This window comes from Nannocystis bainbridge, from assembly GCF_028368995.1.
GTDB lineage: Bacteria > Myxococcota_A > Polyangia > Nannocystales > Nannocystaceae > Nannocystis > Nannocystis bainbridge.
In genome coordinates this window covers 3,591,206-3,614,983 of the sequence record NZ_JAQNDL010000001.1, presented here as the reverse complement: position 1 = coordinate 3,614,983, position 23,778 = coordinate 3,591,206, and the positions used below count along the sequence as shown (strand labels likewise).

At 72.1% G+C, this 23,778-nt stretch carries 18 protein-coding genes; 10 read left to right on the top strand and 8 right to left on the bottom strand.

Annotated elements, in window-relative coordinates:
* The first annotated feature begins 29 nt into the window (after nucleotides 1-29).
* A complete protein-coding gene (locus tag POL25_RS14145) occupies nucleotides 30-3,074 on the top strand; it encodes a hypothetical protein (protein ID WP_272086523.1) in 3,045 nt (1,014 codons plus the stop codon).
* A 361-nt stretch (nucleotides 3,075-3,435) separates the two neighbouring features.
* The gene (locus POL25_RS14140) at nucleotides 3,436-4,077 is read left to right on the top strand and encodes a lysoplasmalogenase (protein ID WP_272086522.1); all 642 of its coding nucleotides are present in this window, start codon (nucleotides 3,436-3,438) and stop codon (nucleotides 4,075-4,077) included.
* An 87-nt stretch (nucleotides 4,078-4,164) separates the two neighbouring features.
* On the opposite strand, the gene POL25_RS14135 is transcribed toward POL25_RS14140, so the two are convergent.
* Complete coding sequence (locus tag POL25_RS14135) at nucleotides 4,165-5,094, bottom strand: helix-turn-helix domain-containing protein (RefSeq protein WP_272086521.1); 930 nt, start codon at nucleotides 5,092-5,094, stop codon at nucleotides 4,165-4,167.
* 514 nt (nucleotides 5,095-5,608) lie between these two features.
* Between POL25_RS14135 and POL25_RS14130 the strand changes: the two genes are divergently transcribed.
* Nucleotides 5,609-6,973, top strand: coding sequence for a hypothetical protein (locus tag POL25_RS14130; RefSeq protein WP_272086520.1), 1,365 nt, complete (start codon nucleotides 5,609-5,611; stop codon nucleotides 6,971-6,973).
* 297 nt (nucleotides 6,974-7,270) lie between these two features.
* Here POL25_RS14130 and POL25_RS14125 read toward each other — a convergent pair whose 3' ends face one another.
* Both POL25_RS14125 and POL25_RS14120 read right to left on the bottom strand, forming a co-directional pair.
* On the bottom strand, nucleotides 7,271-8,317 hold the full coding sequence (locus POL25_RS14125) for a TIGR03032 family protein (protein WP_272086519.1): 1,047 nt from the start codon (nucleotides 8,315-8,317) through the stop codon (nucleotides 7,271-7,273).
* 410 nt (nucleotides 8,318-8,727) lie between these two features.
* Nucleotides 8,728-11,277, bottom strand: a complete 2,550-nt coding sequence (locus tag POL25_RS14120) for a cadherin-like domain-containing protein (RefSeq protein WP_272086518.1) — start codon at nucleotides 11,275-11,277, stop codon at nucleotides 8,728-8,730.
* Nucleotides 11,278-11,416: 139 nt separating this feature from the next.
* On the opposite strand from POL25_RS14120, the gene POL25_RS14115 reads away from it, so the two are divergent.
* The 4 genes from POL25_RS14115 (at nucleotide 11,417) to POL25_RS14100 (ending at nucleotide 16,277) form a co-directional block, all read left to right on the top strand.
* Entirely contained in the window at nucleotides 11,417-12,682 is a 1,266-nt protein-coding gene (locus POL25_RS14115; protein WP_272086517.1) for a vWA domain-containing protein, read from the top strand.
* A 95-nt stretch (nucleotides 12,683-12,777) separates the two neighbouring features.
* On the top strand, nucleotides 12,778-14,448 hold the full coding sequence (gene hutU, locus POL25_RS14110; RefSeq protein WP_272086516.1) for a urocanate hydratase: 1,671 nt from the start codon (nucleotides 12,778-12,780) through the stop codon (nucleotides 14,446-14,448).
* The gene (gene hutI / locus POL25_RS14105) at nucleotides 14,445-15,710 is read left to right on the top strand and encodes an imidazolonepropionase (protein WP_272086515.1); all 1,266 of its coding nucleotides are present in this window, start codon (nucleotides 14,445-14,447) and stop codon (nucleotides 15,708-15,710) included. Before hutU ends, hutI begins: the two co-directional genes overlap by 4 nt.
* An 87-nt stretch (nucleotides 15,711-15,797) precedes the next feature.
* Nucleotides 15,798-16,277: an Hsp20/alpha crystallin family protein gene (locus POL25_RS14100; protein ID WP_272086514.1), complete on the top strand. Its 480-nt coding sequence runs from the start codon at nucleotides 15,798-15,800 to the stop codon at nucleotides 16,275-16,277.
* 69 nt (nucleotides 16,278-16,346) lie between these two features.
* On the opposite strand, the gene POL25_RS14095 is transcribed toward POL25_RS14100, so the two are convergent.
* The 5 genes from POL25_RS14095 to POL25_RS14075 are packed head-to-tail and all read right to left on the bottom strand — an operon-like array spanning nucleotide 16,347 to nucleotide 20,373.
* On the bottom strand, nucleotides 16,347-17,054 hold the full coding sequence (locus tag POL25_RS14095) for a hypothetical protein (protein WP_272086513.1): 708 nt from the start codon (nucleotides 17,052-17,054) through the stop codon (nucleotides 16,347-16,349).
* Nucleotides 17,051-17,785, bottom strand: coding sequence for an ATP phosphoribosyltransferase (hisG, locus tag POL25_RS14090; RefSeq protein WP_272086512.1), 735 nt, complete (start codon nucleotides 17,783-17,785; stop codon nucleotides 17,051-17,053). Before hisG ends, POL25_RS14095 begins: the two co-directional genes overlap by 4 nt.
* On the bottom strand, nucleotides 17,769-19,034 hold the full coding sequence (gene murA, locus POL25_RS14085) for a UDP-N-acetylglucosamine 1-carboxyvinyltransferase (protein WP_272086511.1): 1,266 nt from the start codon (nucleotides 19,032-19,034) through the stop codon (nucleotides 17,769-17,771). Before murA ends, hisG begins: the two co-directional genes overlap by 17 nt.
* A 6-nt stretch (nucleotides 19,035-19,040) precedes the next feature.
* Entirely contained in the window at nucleotides 19,041-20,057 is a 1,017-nt protein-coding gene (locus tag POL25_RS14080; protein WP_272086510.1) for a hypothetical protein, read from the bottom strand.
* A 4-nt stretch (nucleotides 20,058-20,061) separates the two neighbouring features.
* The gene (locus tag POL25_RS14075; protein ID WP_272086509.1) at nucleotides 20,062-20,373 is read right to left on the bottom strand and encodes a hypothetical protein; all 312 of its coding nucleotides are present in this window, start codon (nucleotides 20,371-20,373) and stop codon (nucleotides 20,062-20,064) included.
* 475 nt (nucleotides 20,374-20,848) lie between these two features.
* On the opposite strand from POL25_RS14075, the gene POL25_RS14070 reads away from it, so the two are divergent.
* From POL25_RS14070 to POL25_RS14060, 3 genes are read left to right on the top strand one after another with little or no spacing between them, the layout of a single operon-like run.
* Nucleotides 20,849-21,691 carry an OmpA family protein gene (locus tag POL25_RS14070; protein WP_272086508.1) on the top strand — a complete coding sequence of 281 codons (843 nt, stop codon included), beginning with the start codon at nucleotides 20,849-20,851 and terminating at the stop codon, nucleotides 21,689-21,691.
* A gap of 34 nt (nucleotides 21,692-21,725) precedes the next feature.
* Entirely contained in the window at nucleotides 21,726-22,685 is a 960-nt protein-coding gene (locus POL25_RS14065; protein ID WP_272086507.1) for a tetratricopeptide repeat protein, read from the top strand.
* The gene (locus POL25_RS14060; RefSeq protein ID WP_272086506.1) at nucleotides 22,682-23,731 is read left to right on the top strand and encodes a DNA adenine methylase; all 1,050 of its coding nucleotides are present in this window, start codon (nucleotides 22,682-22,684) and stop codon (nucleotides 23,729-23,731) included. The genes POL25_RS14065 and POL25_RS14060 overlap by 4 nt, the downstream gene beginning before the upstream one ends.
* Nucleotides 23,732-23,778: the final 47 nt, after the last annotated feature.

Below are 23,778 nucleotides of genomic sequence, written 5' to 3'. Positions count from 1 at the left end.
GCGGCGGGCGCCCTGATACAGTGCGGCGAATGCGTCGCCCCGCCCTCCGTTGGTTCGCTCCGCTCCTCGCCGCGCCGCTGATGCTCGCCGGCTGCGGCAAGGACAAGTCCGAAGAGACAGGTTCGAACGAGCAGGTCGGGACGCCGGCGCCGACGGTGCGCGCCGAAGATCCGCCGGACCCGCTGCCCGCGCTGCGCACCGGCACCCGCGCGCCGCTCGAGCACGCCGAGCTGCAGGGCGCGATCGCGGCCTACCGGGTCGAGGGCGAGGTCGAGTACGTCGAGGTCCGGGTGCCGATCGTCGGCGACGACCTGTCGCTCGACTGGGACCGCCTGCACGTCGAGCTCGAGGGCAACACCCCCGGCCACGTCGCGGTGATGGCGAGCGGGACCGGGGCCAGCGAGGCGGTGATCCAGGTCCGCCGGCCGAAATCGCCGGCCGCGCCGACGTCGCTGCGCGGGGCGTTTTACGCCCGCCGCTGGCAGGACGGGCGCAACGACTGGGTGCGGGTGCCGTTCGCCGGGGCGGGTGCGCCGAAGCAGGCCGACGACGCCGGGCTGCAAGTGCGCTGGGCCGAGGCGATGGTGCAGACGCTCGGCGACACGTGGAACGAGCCGCACCCGTGGAAGCAATTCGCGGCCGGGCGGATCGCCACGTGGCTCAAGAGACAGCCGGGGTCCAAGGCGCTGGGCGGGTCGGATCTGCTGAGCCGTCAACCACCGCGCACCGACCTGTCGCGGCTGATGGACACGACCACCGGGGTGATGTCGATGCAGGAGGCGCTGCAGCACGACCGCGGGCTGCGCCTGTCCCGAGAGGAAGGTCCGCGCAAGGTCGCGCTGGCCGACCTCAAGCCGCCGCCGCTGGCCGCTCACCCGTTCGCGGCGATGCAGGCGGCGCTGCCGAACCCGAACGGCGGCGCGGCCGAGCCGCTGGCCGCGGCGACGCCGGCGGAGTTCTGGTACGCGCGGATCGACGACGTGCGCCTGCTGCTGCGCCTGCTCGACGAGGCGGACACGTGGATCACGCCAGTCGTGCAGATCTTGCAACAGAACCCGGAGGACCGCGGGCTGACGGCGCGCTACCAGCGACAGCTCGGGCTGCGCCGCAGCGACCTGGCCAAGCTGTTCGGCCACACGGTGGTGGGCGAGGTGGCGATCGTCGGCAGCGATCCGTACCTGCGCGAGGGCACCGACGTGACGCTGATCTTCACGCTCAAGCAGGCGGAGGTGTTCGACGCCGAGCTGACGCGCCAGCTCGACGGCTTCCGCGCCGAGATCGCGGGGATCGAGGCGACGACGGTCAAGCTGGCAGGGGTCGATGTCCAGCGCGCGGCCGACCCGACCGGGCTGGTGAACCAGCACCGCGCCCGCGTCGGCGAGCTGGCGTTCGTGTCCAACAGCCCCGGCGCGCTGGCCCGGGTGCTCGCGGCGGCGCAGGGTCAGGCGCCCCGGCTCGCGGATGAACCTGACCTGAAGTACATGTTGGCGCGCGACCCGGGCACGCACCAGGCGCTGGCGTTCCTCAGCGACAAGTTCATCGCCGCGGTCGTCGGCCCGCAGCAGAAGCTGCTCGCCGCCCGCCGCCAGGAGGCGCTGGCCGAGCTGCTGGTGCCCGGCTACGCGGCGCTGCTCCACGGCTGGCTGTTCGGACATGCCCCGAAGGACACGCAAGGTTTGATCGCCGCCGGGCTGCTGGCGGCCGACGAGCTCAAGCACGCGGGCGGCGAGGCGATCGCGTTCGCGCCGGGCCAGGGGGCGCGCTCGACCTGGGGCTCGCCCGCGGCCCTCACGCCGCTGATCGACCTGCCGGCGGTCGAGAAGGTCAGCGAGGAGGAGCGCACCGCTTACGACAACTTCGCGCTCGGCTATCAGAACTACTGGCGGCAGTTCATCGACCCGGTGGCGATCCGCCTCGACGTGCGCGACGCGGCCGATGGTTCGCTGGCCGACGTCGACGTGCGCGTGCTGCCGCTGATCTCGGCGACCGACTACAGCGAGATCGAGGGGGTGGTCGGCAAGTCGCGGGTGTCGGTGACGGCGGGCGAGCGCGGGCTGTCGGCGGTGTGGGCGGTCGGCCAGGACAGCGGGCTGCGCCGCGACATGGACCAGCTGATGCGCACGCTGACCGGCAAGGGCGATGTCGGCCTCGGCTGGCTCGGCGACTGGGTGATGCTCGGGGTCGACGACCGCGCGGGCCTGGTCGGGATGCTGTCGCAGTGGGACGACACGACGCAGCTGCCGCCGAAGCGCTCGCGCAGCGCGTTCGAGGACCAGGAGCTGTGGCGGCAAGTCGGCAAGTTCCCGGTCTACGCGATCGCCGAGGTCAAGAACCCGACGATGCTGGTGGCGACGCTGGCGGCGTTCAGGACCACGATCGAGTCGGTGGCGCCGGGCATGGTCGAGTGGGGCGAGGTGGCCCGCCACCGCGAGCTGCCGATCGTGCGCGTCGGCATCAGTCCGGGCGCGCCGCTGCTGCCCGACAAGGCGATCGCGGACGCGGCGGCGATCCACTACGTGCAGACCGGGGCGGCGATCGTGGTCGGCCTCGACCGACCGACGGTGACGCGGATGATCGACGACCTGCTCGACGGCAAGCTGCCGAAGGCCGGGGCGGCGACGGACCCGCAATTCGTGGTGCAGACGCGCACGGCCGTGGGGGCGCCGCTGTGGACGGCGCTGCTGTGGACGCTGCAGGGCCAGGCGAACGTGGCCGGGAGCTCGGCGCTGCGCTCGGCGGAGATCTTGCTGCGCGGGGACCCGCAGGCGACGCAGTCGACGAGCGGGCTGGCGCAGCTCGGGCTGCAATACTTCGGGTTCGCGCCGCTCAACGCCCACGGGACGCCCGAGTTCACGCTCCGCCCCGAAGGCGCGGCCGACCCACTGCAGGGCTCGACGATCGCGCCGTCGTTCCCGCCGCTGCCGATCGCAGGCTCGCCGATCGAACGGCTGATGCAGCGCCTGACGGCGGTCCGCGGCGAGGTGTCGTTCGACAAGGAGCCGGACGCAGCCGGCCCCGACGCGCGCTCGCTGCACACGAAGTTCTCGCTGCACCTCGGACCGGCGCCGAACTGAGCTGACCTTTCGGACATGTGATGGGAGGCGGCGGAGGGGCGGCGCCTCTCGTCGCCTGTCCGTTCGGACAGGTCGGGGGCAGCGGCGCGAGGGGCTGATCGCCCGGCACGTCGGCTCACCGCACCGGTTCGTTTGGACAGGCCATAGGCCGGGGTGAACGGGCTCGCCCTGGCTGCCTGTCCGTTCGGACATGGGATGGGCGGCGGAGAGGCCAACACGGGAAGTCGGGCTCGCGTCGGGACGCCTGTCCCTCAGGACAGGCCATGGGTCAGGCCCGGTCTTCGCGGTTCGAGTCGGGCGAATTCGCGCCGGGTCAACTTCGGGCTCGCGTGCGGGCGCGGGCTCGGCGATCCTCGTGCGCGTGTCTCGCCGGTCGGTCCAGTTGGTGCGCGTCGGGCTCGTCGCCGCGGCGCTGTTCTTCGTCGCGCTGATCGCCGAGTGGAAGCTCGCCTGCCTGCTGCTCAAGCCGATCCCGGTGCTGTGCGTGCTGGCGTGGCTGTGGCCGGTGCGCGGCGCCGATGCCAGGCGGCTCCGCGCGGGCCTCGTGCTCTCGCTGCTCGGCGACATCCTGCTCGCCGAGGCGATCGACCTGTTCATCGCCGGGCTGGCGGCGTTCCTGCTGGCCCACGTGGCCTACGTGGCCGCGTTCGTCGGCCGCACGCGCGCGCTGCACCTGCTGCGGCTGGCGCCGATCGTCGCGTTCGGCTGGTCGGTGTACGGCTGGCTGGCGCCGAACCTCGGCGAGCTGCGCGGGCCGGTGCTGGCCTACGTGATCGTGATCTGCGCGATGATGTGGCGCGCGGCCGCCCAGGTCGGCGAACGCCCGGGCCAGGAGGGCCGCGCGTGGGCCGGGCTGGCCGGGGCGATCGCGTTCGCGCTGAGCGACACGCTGATCGCCGTCAACCGCTTCATCGCCTGGTCGCTCGGGGTCGAGGTGCTGTTGATGGTGCTCTACTGGGTTGCGCAGGTGCTGATCGCTTCGTCGGTGGCGCGCGAGGAGTGAGCATGTCTTCAAGGACATGTCCGCTCGGTCACGCGGCCGAAAGGGCCGCGTGAAGGCGTCGATGTCCGATCGGACATGTCCCGCGAGTCAGTCCGGCGCGAGCTGGTGGGCGACGGCGGCGTTGAGCCAGTGCCACTCCTCGCCCGGACCGCCCTGGAGCGGCTCGCCCTTGAGGATGGCGGCGAGCTGCCAGTAGCGAGTCGTGCGCGGGTCGTGGCCGCGGCTCTTCTCGTGCAGGGTGGCGCGCCAGGCGGGCGTGTCGGGCTCGCCCCGGGCGGCGGCGAGGCCGGCGGCCATGCGGTCGACGACGGCGCGGGCGGCGGCGTCGGTCGGGGCGACGCCGCGGGCGATGAGCTCGCGGGCGGCCGCGTGGGCCTCGTGGCTGACGCGCTGGTGCACGACGGCGTCGAAGCCGGAGTTCCAGGTCTCGGCCGCGGCGGCGCGCATCGTCGCGACGAACGCCTCGTCCTGGACCAGCTCCGTCAGCTCGATCCACGCGTCGAGCTGCTCGGGCGTCGGCACCTCCGGCAGGGTCGGCGTGCTCGCCTGCATGACCTGGCGCTTCCAGGTGTCGTCAATCGGCACGCCCTCGGAGATCTGCTGGTGGAAGCGCTCGATGATGGCTTTGCGTTGGTCACTGGTAATTCGGGTCACGGTACTCAACCTCCGGATGTCTGCAGGTTCAGGCTCGGAGCGAAGCGTGGCGCGCAGGGCCGCGGCGATGTGCTGCAGCGAGGCGATGTGGGCCTCGACGGCGCCGAGCCGCAGGCGCAGGGCCTCGGCCAGGGTCATGTCGCGGGCGAGGATCGCCTTGATGGCGGCGATCGCCAGCCCGGCCTCGCGCAGGGTGCGGATCAGGTCGAGCCGCACGATCGCGTCCTCGGCGTAGACGCGGTAGCCGCTGTGCGTCCGCCCGACGGGCGGCAGGAGCCCCTCGTCGGAGTAGAAGCGCAGGGTCTTGACCGGCACGCCCGACCGACGCGCGAGCGCGCCGATCGTGATTCGCTCGTTCACCATGGCGACACCGTGGAGCCTCCCGTAGCTGGAGAGTCAAGCATGGATCGCGGGAACCGGTGAATTCGCGCCGCAGACGCCCGGGCGCCGGCTTTCGCCGGACCGCGGGAGGTCGTATCGTCGGCGGGTCGTGAGCCGGACGAGGCGAGGCAGGGTGGCGGTGGCCGCGATGGCGGTCGCGGGGCTGATGGGCTCGTGCACGCCGCCGCCAGCGAGCGCGGCCGCGGATGCAGGCCCGGCGAGCGCGAACGAGGCTGCGACGCAGGCGAGTGATGCGAGGTCGCGTGCGGCGGGCAGCGCGATGCACTCGAGCCTCACCGTGGGCGTGGCGAATCACGCCGATGCGGGGCTGGGCGTGGCGGGCGTGGAATCGGTGAGTGCGGGGATAACGAGCACGAATGCGGCGCGTGACGGCGCGGGCGCGGTGAGCCCGGACATCACGAGCACGAATGCGGCGGGTGACGGCGCGGGCGCAGTGCCGCGAGGGAGTGATTCATCGCCGTTGGGGGTCGGGCCGGTGCATGGGGAGCTGCCGGCGCCGCTGCCCTCGCTGCGCTGGTTGGCGATCGGCGGCGGTGCGACGCCGGAGTTCAATCAGGTGTCGATCGAGCAGGACCTGCTGCTCGCAAAAGAGGTCTTCGGGACAGGTGGTGCGCTGCTGTTCGCGGGCGGGCCGGGCAGCCACGGGGTGCAGGTCGAGGACGCGGAGGCGCGCGGCGATCCGCTGCTGGCCAGGCTGGCGCAGCTGTTCGCGCCGCGAGGCGGGCGGGAGGCGAGCTATCGGCCGACGCAGCTGTCGCCGCTGGCCGCGGCCACGCGGGCCAACGCGCTGGCAGCGGTGAAGCAGGCGGTCGCCGAGCCGGGGCCGCTGCTGCGGCTGTACCTCGCGGGCCACGGCGAGCGCGGCGAGACGCCGCGCCACGGCGGTCTCGGGCTGTGGGGCCAGACGTCGCTGCAGGTGGCCGATCTTGCCGAGGCGCTGGACGCGGGCGAACGCCCGGTGCAGATCGTGGCGACGAGCTGCTTTTCAGGCGCGTTCGCCGATGCCCTTTTTAAAAAGGGCGAGCCGGCGGTGGGGCCGGCGGCGACGCTGCGCTGCGGGCTGTTCGCGGCGACGGCCGAGCGCGAGGCGTCGGGCTGCGATCCGAACCCCGATCGCGCAGCCCAGGAGGGCTACGCGCTGCACTTTTTGAATGCGCTGCGCGGCCGCGATCGCGCGGGTCAACCGCTGCCAGTGGCACAGCTCGACCTCGACGGCGACGGCAAGGTGTCGCCGCTCGAGGCGCACGCGCGAGCGCGGATCGCCGGGCAGGGGATCGACGTGCCGACGACGACCTCGGAGCGGTGGCTGCGGGCGGCGGCGCCGAACCGCGGGAAGTCGCGCCCGGCGGCGCTGGTCGAGGAGGACGCGGTGATCGCCGCGCTGACGGCGGAGCTCGGCTACGCGGGCCGCGAGGCCGAGGCCGCCGCCGACCTCGAACAAACTTTATTAAAAGCGATGGACGAGGCGTACGGGCGCCTCGGGGCGGCGAGCGAGCGCGAGGACGCGGCCTACCGCGCGGTGGCGGCCGAGCTGCTGGCGCGCTTCCCTGTGCTCGACGATCCGTGGCACCCCGACTTCGCGTCGACGTTGAAGCATCACCGCGCCGAGATCGAGGCAGCGCTGACCGGCAGCGCGGCGTACTCGGAGTTCGAGGCGGCGGGGGCCGCAGTCGGGGCGGTCCAGGCGGAGGTCGCGGAGCTGCTGGTCCGCAGCGCGCGGCTCGAGCGGCTGGTGCGCGCGCTGGCCAACCGGGTCCTCGCGGGGCGGCTCAAGGCGCGCGGCGGCAAGGCGTGGGCGACTTTCGAGGCGCTGCTGGCCTGCGAACGCGCGCAGCCGTGATGATGGAACATGTCCGAAGGGACATGGGGGCGTGCGTCGTCCGACGGTTGCTCCGGGTTGCGTCTCGGAGGTCATGTCAACGGCGGCGAATGGCCCGCTCCTCGCAGCCTCGGTGACGAAGGGCGTGGACCGTCGGGGCCGTGTGGCGATGCGACGCTCGCCGTTCGGTGGCGGGACGCGACCGGCCCGTCGCTGCCGAACACGCAAGACGATGCGAGCGAGCCGGCGACCGCGAGCTGCGGAACGCGGTGCGACAGACATGTCCGAAGGGACATGTGATTCCTCGTCGGACACGCATCACGGGCGCAGCGGGGCCGGGTCGGCGATCGTGATCGTGCGGTGGATCTCCTCCGTCATCAGGCCCAGCGCCATCGGGCGGCGGACCGCGGGCAGGACCGCCACGTCGTAGAGCTCCTCGACCACCCCGTCGAGGCGGAGCCAGTGGGCCACCTCGCCGGTGCGGGTGTCGACGACCAGAAGGCCGCAGCGGGGCTCTGCGTTGCGGGCGGCCAGGTTCGTCTCGAGCTCGAGGCCGGCGAACGTGCGGCTGCCGCGAGGCTTCGAAAGGCCGACGATCGCGTACGGGCCGGCGAAGCACAGGCCGCGGGCGTAGCCGGGGCAGAAGCAGACCGGCTCGAACTTGCCGGCGGCGTCGAGCTTGCCGAGGAAGCCCGTGCCGGCCTCGAGCAGCCACAGCGCGCCGGCGTGCAGCCGCGGCGAGTGGGGCATCGAAAGGCCCTCGGCGACGACCGCGTCGGTGCGCACGTCGAGGACCACGCCGCCGCCGCGCCGATGGTCGCGCCAGCCGTCGGCGACGTCGCTGCGGCCGACCGCGGTGACGAACGCAGGGCTGCCGTCCTGCAGCGCCAGGCCATTGAGGTGGCAGCGGTCTTCGGCGGCCAGGCGCGAGATGAACGGCGGGCGCCACAGCGGGGCGAAGCTGGCGCGCGGGGCCAGGGTGGCCAGGCAGCTGAACAGGGTGTTGACGAACACCGGGCGGCCGGCGCGATCGATCGCCAGATCGTGCACGTCGAGGTCGCCGGTGGTGTGGGCGACGCGCGGCACGTACAGGCGGTCGTAGCCGTCGTGGGTCTGGCCCGCGGGCAAGGCGTTGTCGAGGCGCCACAGTTGATAGAGCGTCGCCAGCCACAGCGAGTCGCCGTCGACGCACAGGCCCATGCAGCGGGCGAAGGTGCGCTCGAACAGCGACAGCCGACCGTGCTCGCCGCTGCCGAGCAGGAACAGCTTGCCAGCCTGGTAGGTGGTGAACGCCAGGCTGACGCCGAGCTCGGCGAGCAGGCCGGGGAAGTGACGCGAGCTCAGGACCTCGAGGCGTTCGCCCATGCGCCGACGATAGCAGGCTCGCCGCGCGGGCGGGCGCGGCGGGCGAGCGATGACGCGGCCGCGAGTGTCGCGATAGGCGCGAGCGGTGCGGTCGCGTCGTTTCAGCGCGGCGTCGCGGTCGAGCGTGACGCGAGGTTGCGATCGCTGCGGAGCGGACCGGGGAGCGAGCGGTGACGCGTCGCATCGCGGCGGACGAGCGGCGGCGGCGAGCGTCGGCAGGCGATGGCGCGAGCGCCAGCGGGCCGCGTCGCGCCGATGGTTCGTGCCGCGAGGCGGCGTGACCGTTCGCGTCGGGGCGGTCGGGTCGCGTGACGCGAGCAGCGGCCGCCTCGATGATATGTCTGTTCGGGCATGCTCCGAAGGGCATGTCTCTCAGAGCATGCCCCTCGGGACATGCTCTCGAGTGCACCTCAGAGGATGACCTGCGACGCGATCGCGGGCGCGACCCGGAGGGTGAACGTCGGGCTCTGGTAGACCTGGTAGCCGTTCTGGACCCCGGCGTCGACGAAGCCGGCGCCGCCGAGGTCGGCCGTGAGGGTGCCGGACTGGCCGTCGACCGTCAGCGCGTGGGTGCGGGAGGACAGGGCCCGGAGGTCGCGCCACTCGAGCTTCAGGGTGTTGCCGTCGCCGAGGTCGACCACCTCGATGTCGACCACGTCGAGCTCCGAGCGGACCGTGAGGTCGAGGGAGAGGCCCTGGCCGGCGAGGCGCAGCGTGTCGCGGCCGGCGCCGCCGTCGAGGCGGACAAAATCGGTCCCGGCGCAGTCGAGGTCGTCGTCGCCGGCGCCGGCATAGACCACGTCGGGGCCCTCGACCGCGATGACGTCGTTGCCGCGGCCGGCGATCAGCGACTCGCCCGCGGGCGTGCCGGCGATGTTCTCCGGACCTGGCCCGTAGGACATGTGAGAGGCGCCGCTGAAGTTGCCGCCGAACACCACGTAGCTGCGGCCGGCGTCCTCGCCCTTGCCGTCGTTGCCGCGGGCGCCGACGATCACGTCGGCGTGGCCGTCGCCGTTGACGTCGCCGGCGGGCGCGACCGAAAACCCGCAGTAGTCCTCGGTCGCCTCGCCGGCCAGCGAGAACCCGCCGTCGCCGTTCTCGAGCCACGCCAGCGAGGTGCTCTGCACCTCGGGCCCGCCGAACACCACGTAGCCGCGGCCGGAGTCGCCGCCGTGCGGGTTGGAGCCGGGGGCGCCGACCAGCACGTCGTCGTGGCCATCGCCGTCGACGTCGCCGGCGCGCTCGACCGAGGTGCCGGCGTAGTCGCGGCCCTGCACGCCCGCGAGCGTGAAGCCGGTCGGGCTCTTGGCGAGGTCCGGCAGCGCGCCGGAGACCAGGTCGGGCCCGCCGAACACGACGTAGGCGCGGCCGCTGTCCTCGCCGCCGGCGTCGGCCAGCGGGGCGCCGATCGCCAGGTCGGCGAAGCCGTCGCCGTCGACGTCGCCGAGGCCCGCGACCGCGAAGCCCGACTTGTCGTAGGCGTTCGCGCCGTCGAACACGCGCCCGCCCTGACCGGCGGCGACGTCGGTCAGAAGCACCGCCTGCGGGTCGGGCTTGCCGTAGACGACGTACGTGCGGCCGGCGCTGTCGCCCGCGGTGTCGTGGCCGTAGGCGCCGACGAGGATGTCCGAGAGGCCATCGCCGTCGACGTCGCCGGCGCCGCTGACCGCGAAGCCGGCGAAATCGAGGCTGACCTCGCCGTTGATGGCGAAGCCGCCGCCGACGCCGGCGCTGATGTCGGCCAGCAGGGTCGGCTTGTCCTCGCCGTGGCCGAACACCACGTAGGCCGCGCCGGAGAACGAGCCGCCGGGGTCGGCTCCGTACGCGCCGATGACGAGGTCGGCGAGCCCGTCGCCGTCGACGTCGCCCGCGCCGGCGACGCTGCGCCCGGCCCCGTCGCCGGCCTTTTCGCCGAGGATCGCAAACCCGCCGACGCCCGAGGCGATCGCATCGAGATAGACCGCGTCGAGGTTGTCCTTGCCGAACACCACGTAGGCCGAGCCCGACGAGGTGCCGTTGGTCGAGGCCTTCGGTGCGCCGATCACCAGGTCGGCGAAGCCGTCGCCGTCGACGTCGCCGGCGGCGGCGATCGTGGTGCCGGCGAAATCACCGGGCAGCTCGCCATAGATGATGAAGCCGCGCTGCTGCGCCTCGAGCTTGCCGAGCGCGACCGACTCGCCGGCGACCTTGCCGCGCACGACGTAGACGCGGCCGGTGTTGCCGTCGGCGTTGCGGGCGGCCACCGCGACCTCGGCGAGGCCGTCGCCGTCGAGGTCGCCGACGGCGTGCACGCTGCGCCCGGAGTAGTGGCCCGGCGCCTGGCCGTCGATGGCGAACCCGCCGATGCCGTCGGCGACGTACTCGAGGTCGATCGAGGTCGGGCGCACTTCGATGCGCGCGGGGGCCTGGGCGAACCCGTCCTTGCCGTCCCAGATCTTGTAGAGGAAGGTGTCGCTGCCCCACAGCTTGGCGGGCGGCATGTAGTTGAAGCCGCCGTCGACGAAGGCGGTGTTCATGGCGCCGCCGGGGGTGATCGGGTCGGCGGACACGAGGGTGAGCGGGTCGCCGTCGACGTCGTAGTCGTTGGCGAGCAGGCCCTCGGCGGCGCTGACCGAGAGCGCCTGCTTGGCCTTTGTGACGTAGTGATCGACCAGGGCGACCGGCGGCTGGTTGATGGTGGGGAACGGGCCGGTGGTGGTCGACGCGTCGGTGGTGCTGGTCGTCGGCGGCTCGCCGGTGGTGGGGACCGGGCCGGTGGTCGGGTCGGGGCCGGTGGTCGTGGTGCCGACGCCGGTGGTGGGGACCGGGCCGTCCGTGTCGGTCGCGGTGCCGTCGGTGCCGATCCCCGTGCTGGTGACCTCGCTGGCGCTCGCCAGGGTCGTGGTGGTGTCGTCGGTGCACCCGAGCGGGATGGCGAGCGAGAGCGCCGCGAAGGCGCGGCGGAGCGGCGACCGCAACATGCCGACCACCTTATCGGACCCCGGACCCCGGCGCACGCGCGGGTCCGCGCCGCGGCCTCGCCGCGTGTGCTGGAGGCCCGCGAACGGCGTGGCCGAGCGTCACGCTATCGCGCATGATGAGTCCGCCCGGAGGTTGCCCATGACGCCGATCGCCCTCTCGAACGCCCGCGCGTTCGCGCTCCTGCTCCCGCTCGTGAGCGTACCCCTCGCCTGTGGCGACTCCAACGGGAGCAGCTCCGGCCTGTCCGTCGGCAACCAGCCGACCACCGCCACCACCGGCGCGGCCACCGATCCGACCGGCGGCGAGACTGTCTCTTCGACCATGTCCGAAGAGACAGAGACGGACGGGACCGCCAGCGGTTCCGGCACGACCACCGGCCCGGTCGTGCCGACCACCGGCCCGGAGCCGACGACCTCGACGACCGAGCCCGGCACCTCGACGACGACCACCACCACCGGCGACCCGAGCGGCACCAGCGTCGGCACCACCATGCCCGACAAGATCCCTTGCGACAGCGAGGAGACCGAGGTCGTGCCAGTGCCGCCGAGCGTGCTGCTGATCCTCGACAAGTCGGGCTCGATGTCGATGGAGAAGTGGGACCACGACGCCAAGCCGCAGACCGCCGAGGTGACCCGCTGGACCAGCCTCCACCAGGTCGTCGAAGGCGTGGTGACGACCTTCGACGAGGAGGTTCACTTCGGCGTGAAGCTGTACCCGAAGATCGACGCCGGCTCGTTCGTGAACGTCGGCGCCTGCGAGGTCACCCCGGGCGTCGAGGTCCCGATCGCGGCGATGAACGCGGCCGCGGTGCTGGCCGGCATCCCGGCGGCCGGCTTCGCGGTGCTCGGCGGCACGCCGATGGAGACCGGCCTGAAGCGCGGCTACGAGTACCTCAAGACCCTCGATCCGGGCTTGCAGCGGTTCGCCATCCTCGTCGCCGACGGCGAGATCTCCGACACCTGCCAGGGCGAGAACTTCCTCGAGGCCCAGGCCGCCGTCGAGGAGACCTTCAATGACTTCGGCATCCCGACCTACGTGGTCGGCATCGACGTCGACCCCTCCACCAGCGAGCAACTGTCGACCCTCGCGCTCGCCGGCGGCAAGCCCAAGCCCGGCCCCGAGCCCTTCTACCAGACCGCCAATCAGAACGAGCTGCAGGCGGCGATCCAGCAGATCGTGAAGGACACGCTGTCGTGCGTGATCGCGGTCGACCCGGCCCCGAGTGAGCCGGAGCTGTTCGAGGTGTGGATCGACGGCCAGCCGGTGCCCGAGGTCGCCAGCTGCGCCGAGGACGGCTACGTGTGGAGCGTGCCGCACACCGAGGTCACGCTGTGCGGCGCGGCCTGCGACATGCTCAAAGAGACAGGCAAGGTCCAGGCCCTGTATTTCTGCAACCCGGGCTGAGGCCGGGCGGGCACGGCCTGCGCAGGCCGTGCCGCCGACAAAGTCACGCCCGCGCGGGCCGCCGGGGCGGCGTGGGCTTGCTACCCTCGGGCACCATGAACGCCCCCGAGATCCGCGCGCCGCGCGGCACCGCGCTGTCGTGCAAGGGTTGGCCGCAGGAGGCCGCCCTGCGCATGTTGATGAACAACCTCGACCCCGAGGTGGCAGAGCGCCCGCAAGACCTGGTGGTCTACGGCGGCACCGGCAAGGCGGCCCGCTCGTGGCCCGACTACCACCGGATCGTCGCCAGCCTGAGGAGCCTCGAGGCCGACGAGACCCTGCTGGTCCAGAGCGGTCGGGCCCAGGCGATCTTTAAAACCCATGAGGACGCGCCGCGGGTGTTGCTGGCCAACAGCCTGCTGGTGCCGAAGTGGGCGACGCTGGCGGAGCACGAGCGGCTGAGCGCGCTCGGGCTGACGATGTACGGGCAGATGACGGCCGGTAGCTGGATCTACATCGGCACGCAGGGGATCCTTCAAGGCACGTTCGAGACGTTCGCGGCGTGCGGGCAGACCCACTTCGGCGGCGATCTGCGCGGGCGACTGGTGGTCACCGGCGGGCTCGGCGGGATGGGCGGGGCCCAGCCACTGGCGGCGACCATGAACGGCGCGGCGATCCTGTGCGTCGACGTCGACCCGCAACGCATCGAGCGCCGGCTGCAGCACAAGTATCTGATGCGCAGCACGACCGACCTCGACGAGGCGCTGCGCTGGCTCGACGCCGCCCGCAAGGCCAAAGAGCCGCTGTCGGTCGGTCTGCTCGGCAACTGCGCCACCGTGCTGCCGGAGCTGGTCCGCCGCGGGGTGATCCCCGACGTCGTCACCGACCAGACCTCGGCCCACGACGAGCTTCACGGATATGTCCCCGACGACATGTCCCTCGAGGCAGCCGACGAGCTGCGCCGCAGCGACCCCGAGGAGTACGTGCGCCGCAGCGTCGACGCGATGGGCCGCCACGTGGCGGCGATGCGGGCGATGCAGGACAGGGGCGCGATCGCGTTCGACTACGGCAACAACATCCGCGCCCAGGCGGTCCGCGCCGGGGTCGACGACGCGTTCGAGATCAAGGGCTTCGTGCCGCTGTACATCCGCCCGCTGTTCTGCGAGGGCAAGGGCCCGTTCCGCTGGGCGGCGCTGTCGGGCGACCCGGAGGACATCGCGGTGACCGACCGTGCGGTGCTGGAGCTGTTCCCCGACAACGCCGGGCTGCGGCGGTGGATCGAGCTGGCGCGCGCGCAGGTCAAGTTCCAGGGCCTGCCGGCGCGGATCTGCTGGCTCGGCTACGGCGAGCGCGAGCGGGCGGGGCTGCTTTTCAACGAGCTGGTGCGCACCGGCAAGGTCAAGGCGCCGATCGTGATCGGCCGCGACCACCTCGACTGCGGCAGCGTGGCCTCGCCCAACCGCGAGACCGAGGGCATGAAGGACGGCTCCGACGCGATCGGCGACTGGCCGATCCTCAACGCGATGATCAACGTCGCCGCCGGCGCGACGTGGGTCAGCGTGCACCACGGCGGCGGCGTCGGCATGGGCTACAGCCTGCACGCGGGCATGGTCGTGGTCGCCGACGGCACCGCGAGCGCCGAGCGGCGGCTGCAGCGGGTGCTGACCACCGACCCGGGCATGGGCGTGGTCCGCCACGTCGACGCCGGCTACGACGAGGCGCTCCAGTTCGCCCGCGAGCACGACGTGCGCGTGCCCGGCCGCACGACCTTCGAGGACGGGCGATGAGCGGCGACCTGCTGCTGCGCGCGGCGGCGCGGGTGTACACGCTCGCGGATGGCCCGAAGGACAGGCCGCGCGCCGGCGCCGAGATGGCCGCGCTCGGCGTGCGCGAGGGCTGGAGCGTGGTCGTGCGCGCCGGGACGATCGCCTGGGCCGGGCCCGACGCCGAGCTGAAGCCCGAGCGGGTTCCGGCCGGCGCCGTCGAGCTCGACTGCCGCGGGCGCGCGCTGCTGCCGGGGCTGGTCGACAGCCACACGCACCTGGTGTGGGGCGGCGATCGCAAGGACGAGCTCGAGATGCGGCTGGCCGGCGCCGACTACGAGGCGATCTTCGCCGCCGGCGGCGGGATTCTTTCCAGCGTGCGCAAGACTCGCGAGCGCGACGAGGACACGCTGCTGGCCGAGAGCGCGACCCGGCTGCGGCGCATGGTCCGGGCCGGCACCACCGCGGTCGAGATCAAGAGCGGCTACGGGCTCGACCTCGAGACCGAGCTGCGCCAGCTGCGGGTCGCGCGGCGCCTGGCTGAAGAGACAGGTGTTCGCGTGGTCACCACCTGCCTGGCCGCGCACGCGCTGCCGGCCGAGCTGCGCGACCGGCCGGAGGGGCGGCAGGAGTTCGTGCGCCGGGTCGGCGACGAGGTGCTGCCGGCGGTCGTGGCGGCGGGGCTGGCCGACTTCTGCGACGTGTTCTGCGACCGCGGGGCGTTCACGCCCGAGGAGACGCGGCAGATCTTGCTCCGCGCCCGCGCGCTGGGCCTGCCGATCCGCCTGCACGCAAACGAGTTCGGCCACACCGGCGGGGCGCTGCTGGCGGCCGAGTTCGGGGCCCGCTCGGCCGACCACCTGCTGCACCTCGACGACGTCGAGCGGGCGGCGCTGCGTGACGCCGGGGTGGTGGCGACGCTGCTGCCCGGCACCTCGCTGGTGCTCGGCAAGGGCTTCGCCGACGGGCGCGCGCTGGTGAAGGCGGGCGTGGCGGTGGCGGTGGCGACCGACTGCAACCCGGGCTCGTGCGCGCTCGAGTCGCTGTCGACGGTGCTGGCGCTGGCCTGCTACGGCAACCGGCTGTCGCCCGCCGAGGCGCTGACGGCGACGACCCACAACGCGGCGGCCTCGCTCGGCCTGCACGGCGAGCGCGGCCGCGTCGAGGTCGGGCTGGCCGGCGATCTGGTGCTGCTGGCGACCGGCGACTTCCGCGACCTCGTCTATCACGCCGGCTCGCCGCTCATCGACGCGGTGGTCCACGGCGGCCGCGTGGTCGGTCGCTGACGGCTTAGTTCGGCCCGCACGCGCAAAATTTTTGCGTTTGCGGGCGAGAGGGTCCGGCCCATGGTTCTCCGCGCTGAGGAGATGATCATGTCGCTGCTCCCCTGGAAGAAGAATCAACCTGCCAGCAACCTGATGTCGCCGACGTCGCCGACGTCGCCGATGTCGCCGTTCCAGCAGGACATGCACCGCATGTTCGACCGCGTGTTCGGCCGCTTCCCGCTCGGCTTCGAACAGGTCGGCAACTACCCCATGCTCAGCGTCAGCGACTGCGGCGACTGCATCATGGTCCGCGCCGAGGTCCCCGGCCTCGACGGCAAGGACGTCGAGTGCAGCGTCGAGGGCAACATCTTGACCCTGCGCGGCGAGAAGCGCGAGGAGCTGCGCGACGACAACGAGAACTACTTCTACCACGAGCGCAGCTTCGGCTCGTTCATCCGCCGGGTCGAGCTGCCGTGCCACGTCGACTCGAGCGCCGCCGACGCCCACCTCGAGAAGGGCGTGCTGACCCTCAAGATGCCGAAGATCGCCGGCGAGAGCTGCCGGACGATCAAGATCCAGGACAGCTAGGCTGTCCTGGCGGACATGTCCCCCAGGGCATGCTCGATGCGGCATGCCCGAGGGGACATGTCTCCGAGGTCAGCCGATCTGGACCTCGGTGAAGTACTCGCGGGTGACCAGGTGCGACTTGCTGTCGACCATGAACACGTGGGCGCGGCCGACGTGGCCGTCGAAGTCGACCAGCAGCCACACCTCGATCGCCCAGTGCTTGCTCTGGGCCAGGCACGGCGGGGTCCAGCCGATCACCACCGGCGGGCCGAGGTTGTCGTGGCTGCGCTCCCGCATCGAGCGCTCGTAGCTGGGGCTGGTGCGCACGGCCGCGACGGCCTCGCGGGCGACCGACTGGTGGACGCCCTTGCGCCAGTCGCTGAAGAACCGCAGGTCGCCGACCTCGTGGGTGCCTGGCTTCAGGACCGCGACGTACGACTCGCTGGCGTCGACGTCGGCGTAGTCCGGCACGTCGAACTCGGGGTAGAGGTTGCCAGCGTCGATCTCGCGGTCGCGCGACTTGAGGGCGCTCTCGATCGCGCCGGCCTCGCGGTCGGTGTACGACAGATAAAGCCGCAGCACCGCCGCGTCGCTGGGCAAACGGTGGTCCCAGTCGAGCACGGCGTGGCACTGGGCGTAGCGGCGGTCGCCGAACGCGACCAACTCCGGCAGCGAGGCGGCCAGGCGGCGCCGCTGGTCGGGCGTCGGCGCCAGACCCTGCTGGGCGATGCGGACGTGGACCTTGAGGCGCTGGAGCACCGCGGCGCGGACGAGTGCTGGGTCGTCGGGTTTGCTCATGCGGTCCCTTCAGACCCGGTGGGTCGAGCAGGCGAATCGTTGCGAGCGGCGGACGCGGACCCTTCGGTCGCGAGCGCGTCACGGAGGGCGGCGATGAGCGCGGTGATGGGCGCCTGCTTGAGCTTGAGGCTGGCCGGGTGCACGATGAGCCGGCTTGTCACGTACAGGATGGTCTCGACCTCCCGCAAGTTATTTTGCCGGAGCGTCTCGCCGCTCTCCACCAGATCGACGATCTGGTCCGACAGGCCGGTGATGGGCCCGAGCTCGACCGACCCGAACAGGGGGATGATCTCCGGCTGGACCCCCTTGGAGCGATAATGGTTCAGGGTCAGGCGGGGGTACTTCGTGGCCACCCGGAGGCTCATGCCGCGGCGGAGCGGGGTCGGGCGCGCGGCGGGCTCCGCGATCGCCAGCCGGCAGGCGCCGATGCCGAGGTCCAGCGGCTCGTAGAGGTCGCGGGCCTCCTCGCCCAGGGTGTCGGCCCCGGCGACGCCGACGTCGGCCACCCCGTGCTCGACGTAGGTCGGCACGTCGACCGGCTTGACCAGGAGCACGCGCACGCCGCCGGCCAGGCCGCGGGCCGCCGGCAGCTCGAACAGCAGCCGGCGGTCGTGTTCGCCCTCCCACGCGGCCGTGAGGTCGATCCCGACCCGGCGCAGCAGCGGTAGCGCCTGCTTGAGGATCCGGCCCTTGGGGAGGGCCAGGGTGAGGCCGTCAGCTCGGGGCGCCATGGTACCTGCGGATCTTGGCGCCGACCTTGCGCAGGCGCTTCTCGATGGTCTCGTAGCCGCGGTCGAGGTGGTAGACCCGGCGGATCTCCGTCTTGCCCTGGCCGACCAGCCCGGCCAGCACCAGGCAGGCGCTGGCGCGCAGGTCGGTGGCCATCACGATCGAGCCGGTGTAGCGGGCCTTGCCGCGGATCACGGCGACGTTGCCGTTGACGTGGATGTCTGCGCCGAGGCGGCACAGCTCGGGCACGTGCATGAACCGGTTCTCGAAGATGGTCTCGGTGATCACGCTCTGGCCGCGCGCGAGCGTCGCCAGGACCATCATCTGCGCCTGCATGTCGGTCGGGAAGCCGGGGTGCGGGCGGGTGACGAGGTCGATCGGGGCGAGCTCGTCCGGGCCGATCACGCGCAGGCCCTCGGGCTCGACCCGGCACTCGGCGCCGGCCTCCTCGAGCTTGGCGATGACCGCGTGCATGTGGGACGACGGAGCATCGAGGAGCAGGAGGTCGCCCCCGGTGATCGCGGCGGCGATGGCGAAGGTCCCGGCCTCGATGCGGTCGGGCAAGATCGCGTGGTCGATCCCGTGCAGCGTGTCGACGCCTTCGATCTCGATCGTCGAAGATCCCGCCCCCGCGATCTTCGCGCCCATCTTGCCGAGCACGACCGCCAGCTCCTGCACTTCGGGCTCGCGGGCGGCGTTCTCGAGCACGCTGGTGCCCTTGGCCAGGGCGGCGGCCATCATCACGTTCTGCGTGCCGCCGACGGTGCACATGTCGAAGTTGATGCGGGCGCCGCGGAGCCGCTTGGCCTTGATCTCGACGTAGCCGTGCGACATGTGGATCTTGGCCCCGAGGGCCTCGAAGCCGCGCAGGTGCTGGTCGATGGGCCGGGCCCCGATCGCGCAGCCGCCGGGCAGCGACACGCGGGCGAAGCCGTGGCGGCCGATCAGCGGGCCCATCACCGTGACCGAGGCGCGCATGGTCTTGACCAGCTCGTAGGGCGCCTCTTTGGGCCCGTCCTGGACCCCCGTCGGGTCGATGGTCAGCGTGCGGTCGCCCTCGACCGCGCAGCCGAGGCCCACCAGCAGCTCGTTCATCGTCTGCACGTCGGACAGGCGGGGCACGTGGCGATACGTGGTCGGCCCGTCGCCGAGGAGGGCGGCGCACTGGAGCGGGAGGGCGGCGTTCTTGGCCCCGAGGACCTGCAGCTCGCCCGCGAGTCGTGCGCCGCCGTGGATGACGATCTTGTCCATGGACCCCTAACGCTTGCGTTGAGTCGCGCGTTCCAGCGCGGCCGTGAGGGCGGCCCGCTCGTCGACGACGGCCTGTGGTGCGGCCCAGCCGGCCGCGACCAGTCCTCCGGGACAGGTGTCGACCGCGTCGATCACGACGTGCCGCTCGATCCCGGTGAAGTTGTGGTGGACGAACACCTCGGCGCGCAGCGGGCGGCCGTGGTCGGCGTCGACCAGCACGGTCCGCTCGCTCCACACGCCCTTGTCGAGCGGCTGGCCGTCGCTCCAAAACCCGGCGATCTGGGCCACCGTGGTGACCTCGCCGCCGGCGCCGGCCAGCGCGTAGAGGCCGACCAGGCGCTCGCGCCACGACATCGTCGCGCACGGGCGCTCGTGGGCCGCGGCCCCGCCGGCGCCGCTCTCGGGGTCGACGCAGGCCGAGCGGTTGCAGCGGCCCTCGACCCGGGCGCCGCGCCAGACCTCGCCGACGCGGGTGTGGCGGCCCGGCAGCTGCGGGAACCCCAGCGCCAGCGCGTCCTCGACCGGGTCCCACGTGCGCTCGTAGCAGGCCGCGTCGGGCGAGCCCGGGCCGACCAACTCGGCCGAGGCGGCCCACTCGCGCAGCAGCTCGCGGCCGGCCGACTTGGGCCCGCGGTACGTCAATTGGCCGACGAACGGCCTGCCCTTGGGGACAGGTCCTTGCGAACCTTGCCCTTCGGTCATGTTCTCTCGGTCAGCCGTGGACTGCACGCCCCAGCCGAGCACCAGCAGCGACTCGCTGCGCTCCGGCTGGGCGTGGAGGAACTCGGCCAGGCCGGGCGGGAAGGTCTCGTCGATGCGGACGCGGTAGGCGAGGGGGCAGTCCGCGCGGGGCGCGTGCCAGGCCAGGTGGGCCACGGCGCTGGGGGCGTCGGTCAACACCAGGCCGTCGTAGTCGGCGGACAGGTCGACGGGGATTGCGTCGTCGACAGGGGCGCAGGCGAGGGCGGCGAGGCTCGCGGGCAGCGCGCGGAGGCCGACGCGGTGGAGCAGGCGCGAGCGCATGGGCTCAGGGGACCAGGAATTGGCCGAGTCGGCGCCGGATATCGGCCTCCGGCATGCCGGCGGTGTCCTCGTCCATCGCGTTGAGCTCGTCGACGATCGCCTCGATCTCGGCGCGGGCGGCATCCTTGCGCTCGTCGGCGACGAACCCGTGGAACACCGTCTCTCCGGCCGCTGCGCGGGCGATCTCTTTGCCCCGGTTGTGCTCGTCGAGGTCGGTGAAGAAGACGAAATGAAACGCGCGATTATAGTCGGACTCGCGGTAGATCTCGAACATCGTCTTGTTGTCCGAGGCGGCGGGGCTGACCTTGGCGACCATCGCCGCGAACCATGCCAGACGCGGCCCCGAAGCAAAAGCCGGGGGGGCGTGACCTGGCCGGCCCGGCCGCATGCAGGCGACCTCTGCGGCCGCCCGGTGCGGCCTCTGCGAACCGGCGGCGAGGCCCACCGGGGCCCTGGCCCCCGCGGCTCGGTCCGGCGCCGGGTCGCCCGCCCGTGCGGTTGACACCCCTCGCACCGCTCGGTATCCCTTGGCCCGCCAGACGGAAGTTTCGCCGGAAATTTGCTTCCCGGACCCCCGCACGACAGTTTGCCTCCGGCCTCCGTCCACGCCAGAGCTCCCTGGCCTCTCGCTCTCCACGGCCCTTTGGCCCACACGCTTTCCCCCCGGCCCTTCGGCCACTCGCTTCACGGCCTTCGGCCACTCGCTTCACGGCCTTCGCCCTGAACCTTGTCTCCCCGGCCCCTCGGCCTCGAGAAACACTGCCTCCCCGGAGTCGCCCCTCATGCGCGCCATGTTCTCCCGCATCCAACCCCACCTGCTCGCTCTCGGTTTGGGCTTTGTCGCGCTCGGCAGCGCTGCCTGCAAGCCGCCGGTCTACCCGGCCTGCAAGAAGGACAAGCACTGCAACGTCGACCTCGACGAGAAGTGCGTCGACAAGCAGTGCCAGAACTGCAAGACCGACGCCGATTGCGCCACCAAGGGGCCGAACGGGACGGCGTGGAAGTGCTCCGATTTCCGCTGCCAGGACCCGGCGCTGGCCGGCACCGGCGGCGGCGAGGGCGTGGGCGCGCCGTGCCAGCAGACGATCGAGTGCACCAACGGCCTCGTGTGCAAGGCCGGCGCGTGCGCGGCCTGCTCGGAGGACTTCGACTGCCAGCCCGGCACGTGCGACATCGGCTCCGGCCGCTGCAACTCGCAGGGCTCGGGCGGCTCGGGCGGCTGCCAGACCGACGACCAGTGCGCGATGGACGAGATCTGCAACGCGGGCGCCTGCGAGTTCTCGGGCAGCATGGGCGGCGGCACCAACCCGTGCCCGGATGTCCCGAAGATCTACTTCGGGTTCGACAACCCGAACCCCGAGCCGGCCGACCAGGAGAAGCTCAAGGCGCTCGCGGCCTGCCTGCAGAGCAACCAGGCCCAGCTCATCCTCGAGGCGCACGCCGACTCGCGCGGCACCGAGGAGTACAACATCATGCTCACCGACAAGCGCGGCGTGACGGTCAAGGAGTTCCTGCAGAACCTCGGCGTCGACCCCTCGCGCATGACCGTCGTGTCCAAGGGCGACCTCGAGGCGACCGGGACCGACGACGGCAGCATGAAGGAAGACCGCCGCGTCGACTTCATCTACCAGTGACGCTCACCGTCCCGCACGGTACCCGAAAGACTCCATGATGAACCCGCGCCGCCGACTCCTCGGCGGCCTCGGACGCCCAAGGGCGGTCGCGAGCCTGCTCGCGGCCGCTCTCGTCGCGCCAGGCTGCCTCACCCTCAAAGCCGAACACGACGACCTCGCCAAGAAGGTCGACAAGATCGAGACCCAGACGATCGATCGCAGCAAGGAGCTCGACGAGAAGGTCGTCGAGGCCGACACGAAGCTCGCCGAGCTGCAAGCCAAGCTCGACCAGGCCGAGGCGCTGCTGCGCGGCAGCCAGGCCGGCATCGGCGTGCGCATGGACGTCGTCGAGCAGGACACCCAGCAGCTGCGCGGGTCGACCGAGAACGCCGAGCTGGTGGCGTCGTCGACCCAGCAGGCGCTGCTCGAGCTGCGCGCCGACATCGACGAGCGGCTCAAGAAGCTCGAAGAGAAGCTCAACGAGGCGACCAACATCCCCGAGGGCAAGGACGAGCTGTGGGCCGAGGCCGACCGCCGGCTGCAGCGCAAGGACTTCAAGCAGGCGCGCACCCTGTTCCGCACCTTCATCTCGCGCTACCCGGGCGACCCCAAGCTGCCCGACGCCGACTTCAAGGTCGGCCTGACGTTCTACAGCGAGCGCGATTACAAGAGCGCCCTCGGCATCTTCTACAAGATCATCCAGGACCACGCCGAGGCGCCGGTCGTCAGCGACGCGCTCTACTACTCGGGCCTCGGGTTCGCCAAGCTCGGCCAGTGCAAGAACGCGATCGCCTACTTCGAGGCGCTGAACCGGCCCAAGTCGACCGCGCCGGCGCAGTACCAGAAGGCGGCGAAGGACCAGATCGACCTGCTCAAGCGGGACAACGGCGACCTCTGCTTCGACCGCGAGGACGCCAACTCCGGCGCCGCCGCCAAGCTCGGGGTGCAGGAGACGCAGAAGCCGGCGGCCAAGGAGCCGGCTCCGGCGCCGGCCAAGAGCACCAAGAAGAAGTGATCAAGTACCTCGGCTCGAAGCGGCTGCTGATCCCGCAGATCTTGCGAATCGTGCGCGGCCTGCCCGAGGTCCGCACGGTGATCGACCTGTTCTCCGGGACATCTCGGGTCGGGCACGCGCTCAAGGCCGCGGGCTACCGCGTGCTCGCCAACGACCACAACAAGTACGCGGAGACGCTGGCCCGCTGCTACGTCGAGGCCGACCGCGAGGACGTGGTCGAGGATGTCCGCCGCCTGGTCACCGAGTTCAACGCCCTGCCCGGCGAGCCCGGCTACGTGACCCGCACGTTCTGCGAGGAGGCCCGCTTCTTCCAGCCGAAGAACGGGGCCCGCATCGACGCCATCCGCCGGGCGATCGCCGCCAAGGGCCTGGCGCCCGAGCTCGAGGCGGTGCTGCTGGTCGCCCTCATCGAGGCCGCCGACCGCGTCGACTCGACCACCGGCGTGCAGATGGCCTACCTCAAGTCGTGGGCCGCCCGCGCCCACGGCGACCTCGAGCTGCGTGTCCCGGAGGTCCTGTCCCGCGCGACATGGGGGAAAGGCCAGGCGCACGGGCTCGACGCGGTCGCGGCAGCGGCGGTGCTCGAGGCCGACCTCGCCTACCTCGACCCGCCCTACAATCAACACTCGTACCTCGGCAACTACCACGTGTGGGAGACGATCGTGCGCGGCGACGCGCCCGAGGCCTACGGGATCGCGCGCAAGCGCATCGACTGCCAGGAGCGCCGCAGCCCGTTCAACGCCCGCACCAAGATCCGCGCCAGCATGGAGGCGCTGATCGACGCCGTGCGAGCGCCGCTGATGGTGGTCTCGTTCAGCGACGAGGGCTACCTGAGCCGCCCCGAGCTGGAGGCGCTGCTGGCCCGCCGTGGTCCGGTGCGGGTGCTTTCGTTCGACTACAAGCGCTACGTCGGGGCCCAGATCGGGATCTACAGCCCGCGCGGCGAGAAGGTCGGCCGCGTCAGCCACCTGCGCAACACCGAGATGATCTACGTGGTCGGCGAGGGCCGCCACGCCGAGGCGATCGCGGCGCTGCCCGAGCGGTGAGGTCGCGCCTGTCCTTCGGGACAGAGATTCGCGGCGAGGCGACGTCC

Excerpts from the sequence above, each read along its gene's own strand:
- POL25_RS14145 (WP_272086523.1), top strand. The coding sequence starts at position 30 with ATGCGTCGCCCCGCCCTCCGTTGGTTCGCTCCGCTCCTCGCCGCGCCG.
- POL25_RS14135 (WP_272086521.1), bottom strand. The coding sequence starts at position 5,094 with ATGGTGAACGAGCGAATCACGATCGGCGCGCTCGCGCGTCGGTCGGGC.
- POL25_RS14125 (WP_272086519.1), bottom strand. The coding sequence starts at position 8,317 with ATGGGCGAACGCCTCGAGGTCCTGAGCTCGCGTCACTTCCCCGGCCTG.
- POL25_RS14120 (WP_272086518.1), bottom strand. The coding sequence starts at position 11,277 with ATGTTGCGGTCGCCGCTCCGCCGCGCCTTCGCGGCGCTCTCGCTCGCC.
- POL25_RS14115 (WP_272086517.1), top strand. The coding sequence starts at position 11,417 with ATGACGCCGATCGCCCTCTCGAACGCCCGCGCGTTCGCGCTCCTGCTC.
- hutU (WP_272086516.1), top strand. The coding sequence starts at position 12,778 with ATGAACGCCCCCGAGATCCGCGCGCCGCGCGGCACCGCGCTGTCGTGC.
- hutI (WP_272086515.1), top strand. The coding sequence starts at position 14,445 with ATGAGCGGCGACCTGCTGCTGCGCGCGGCGGCGCGGGTGTACACGCTC.
- POL25_RS14100 (WP_272086514.1), top strand. The coding sequence starts at position 15,798 with ATGTCGCTGCTCCCCTGGAAGAAGAATCAACCTGCCAGCAACCTGATG.
- POL25_RS14095 (WP_272086513.1), bottom strand. The coding sequence starts at position 17,054 with ATGAGCAAACCCGACGACCCAGCACTCGTCCGCGCCGCGGTGCTCCAG.
- hisG (WP_272086512.1), bottom strand. The coding sequence starts at position 17,785 with ATGGCGCCCCGAGCTGACGGCCTCACCCTGGCCCTCCCCAAGGGCCGG.
- murA (WP_272086511.1), bottom strand. The coding sequence starts at position 19,034 with ATGGACAAGATCGTCATCCACGGCGGCGCACGACTCGCGGGCGAGCTG.
- POL25_RS14080 (WP_272086510.1), bottom strand. The coding sequence starts at position 20,057 with ATGCGCTCGCGCCTGCTCCACCGCGTCGGCCTCCGCGCGCTGCCCGCG.
- POL25_RS14075 (WP_272086509.1), bottom strand. The coding sequence starts at position 20,373 with ATGGTCGCCAAGGTCAGCCCCGCCGCCTCGGACAACAAGACGATGTTC.
- POL25_RS14070 (WP_272086508.1), top strand. The coding sequence starts at position 20,849 with ATGTTCTCCCGCATCCAACCCCACCTGCTCGCTCTCGGTTTGGGCTTT.
- POL25_RS14065 (WP_272086507.1), top strand. The coding sequence starts at position 21,726 with ATGATGAACCCGCGCCGCCGACTCCTCGGCGGCCTCGGACGCCCAAGG.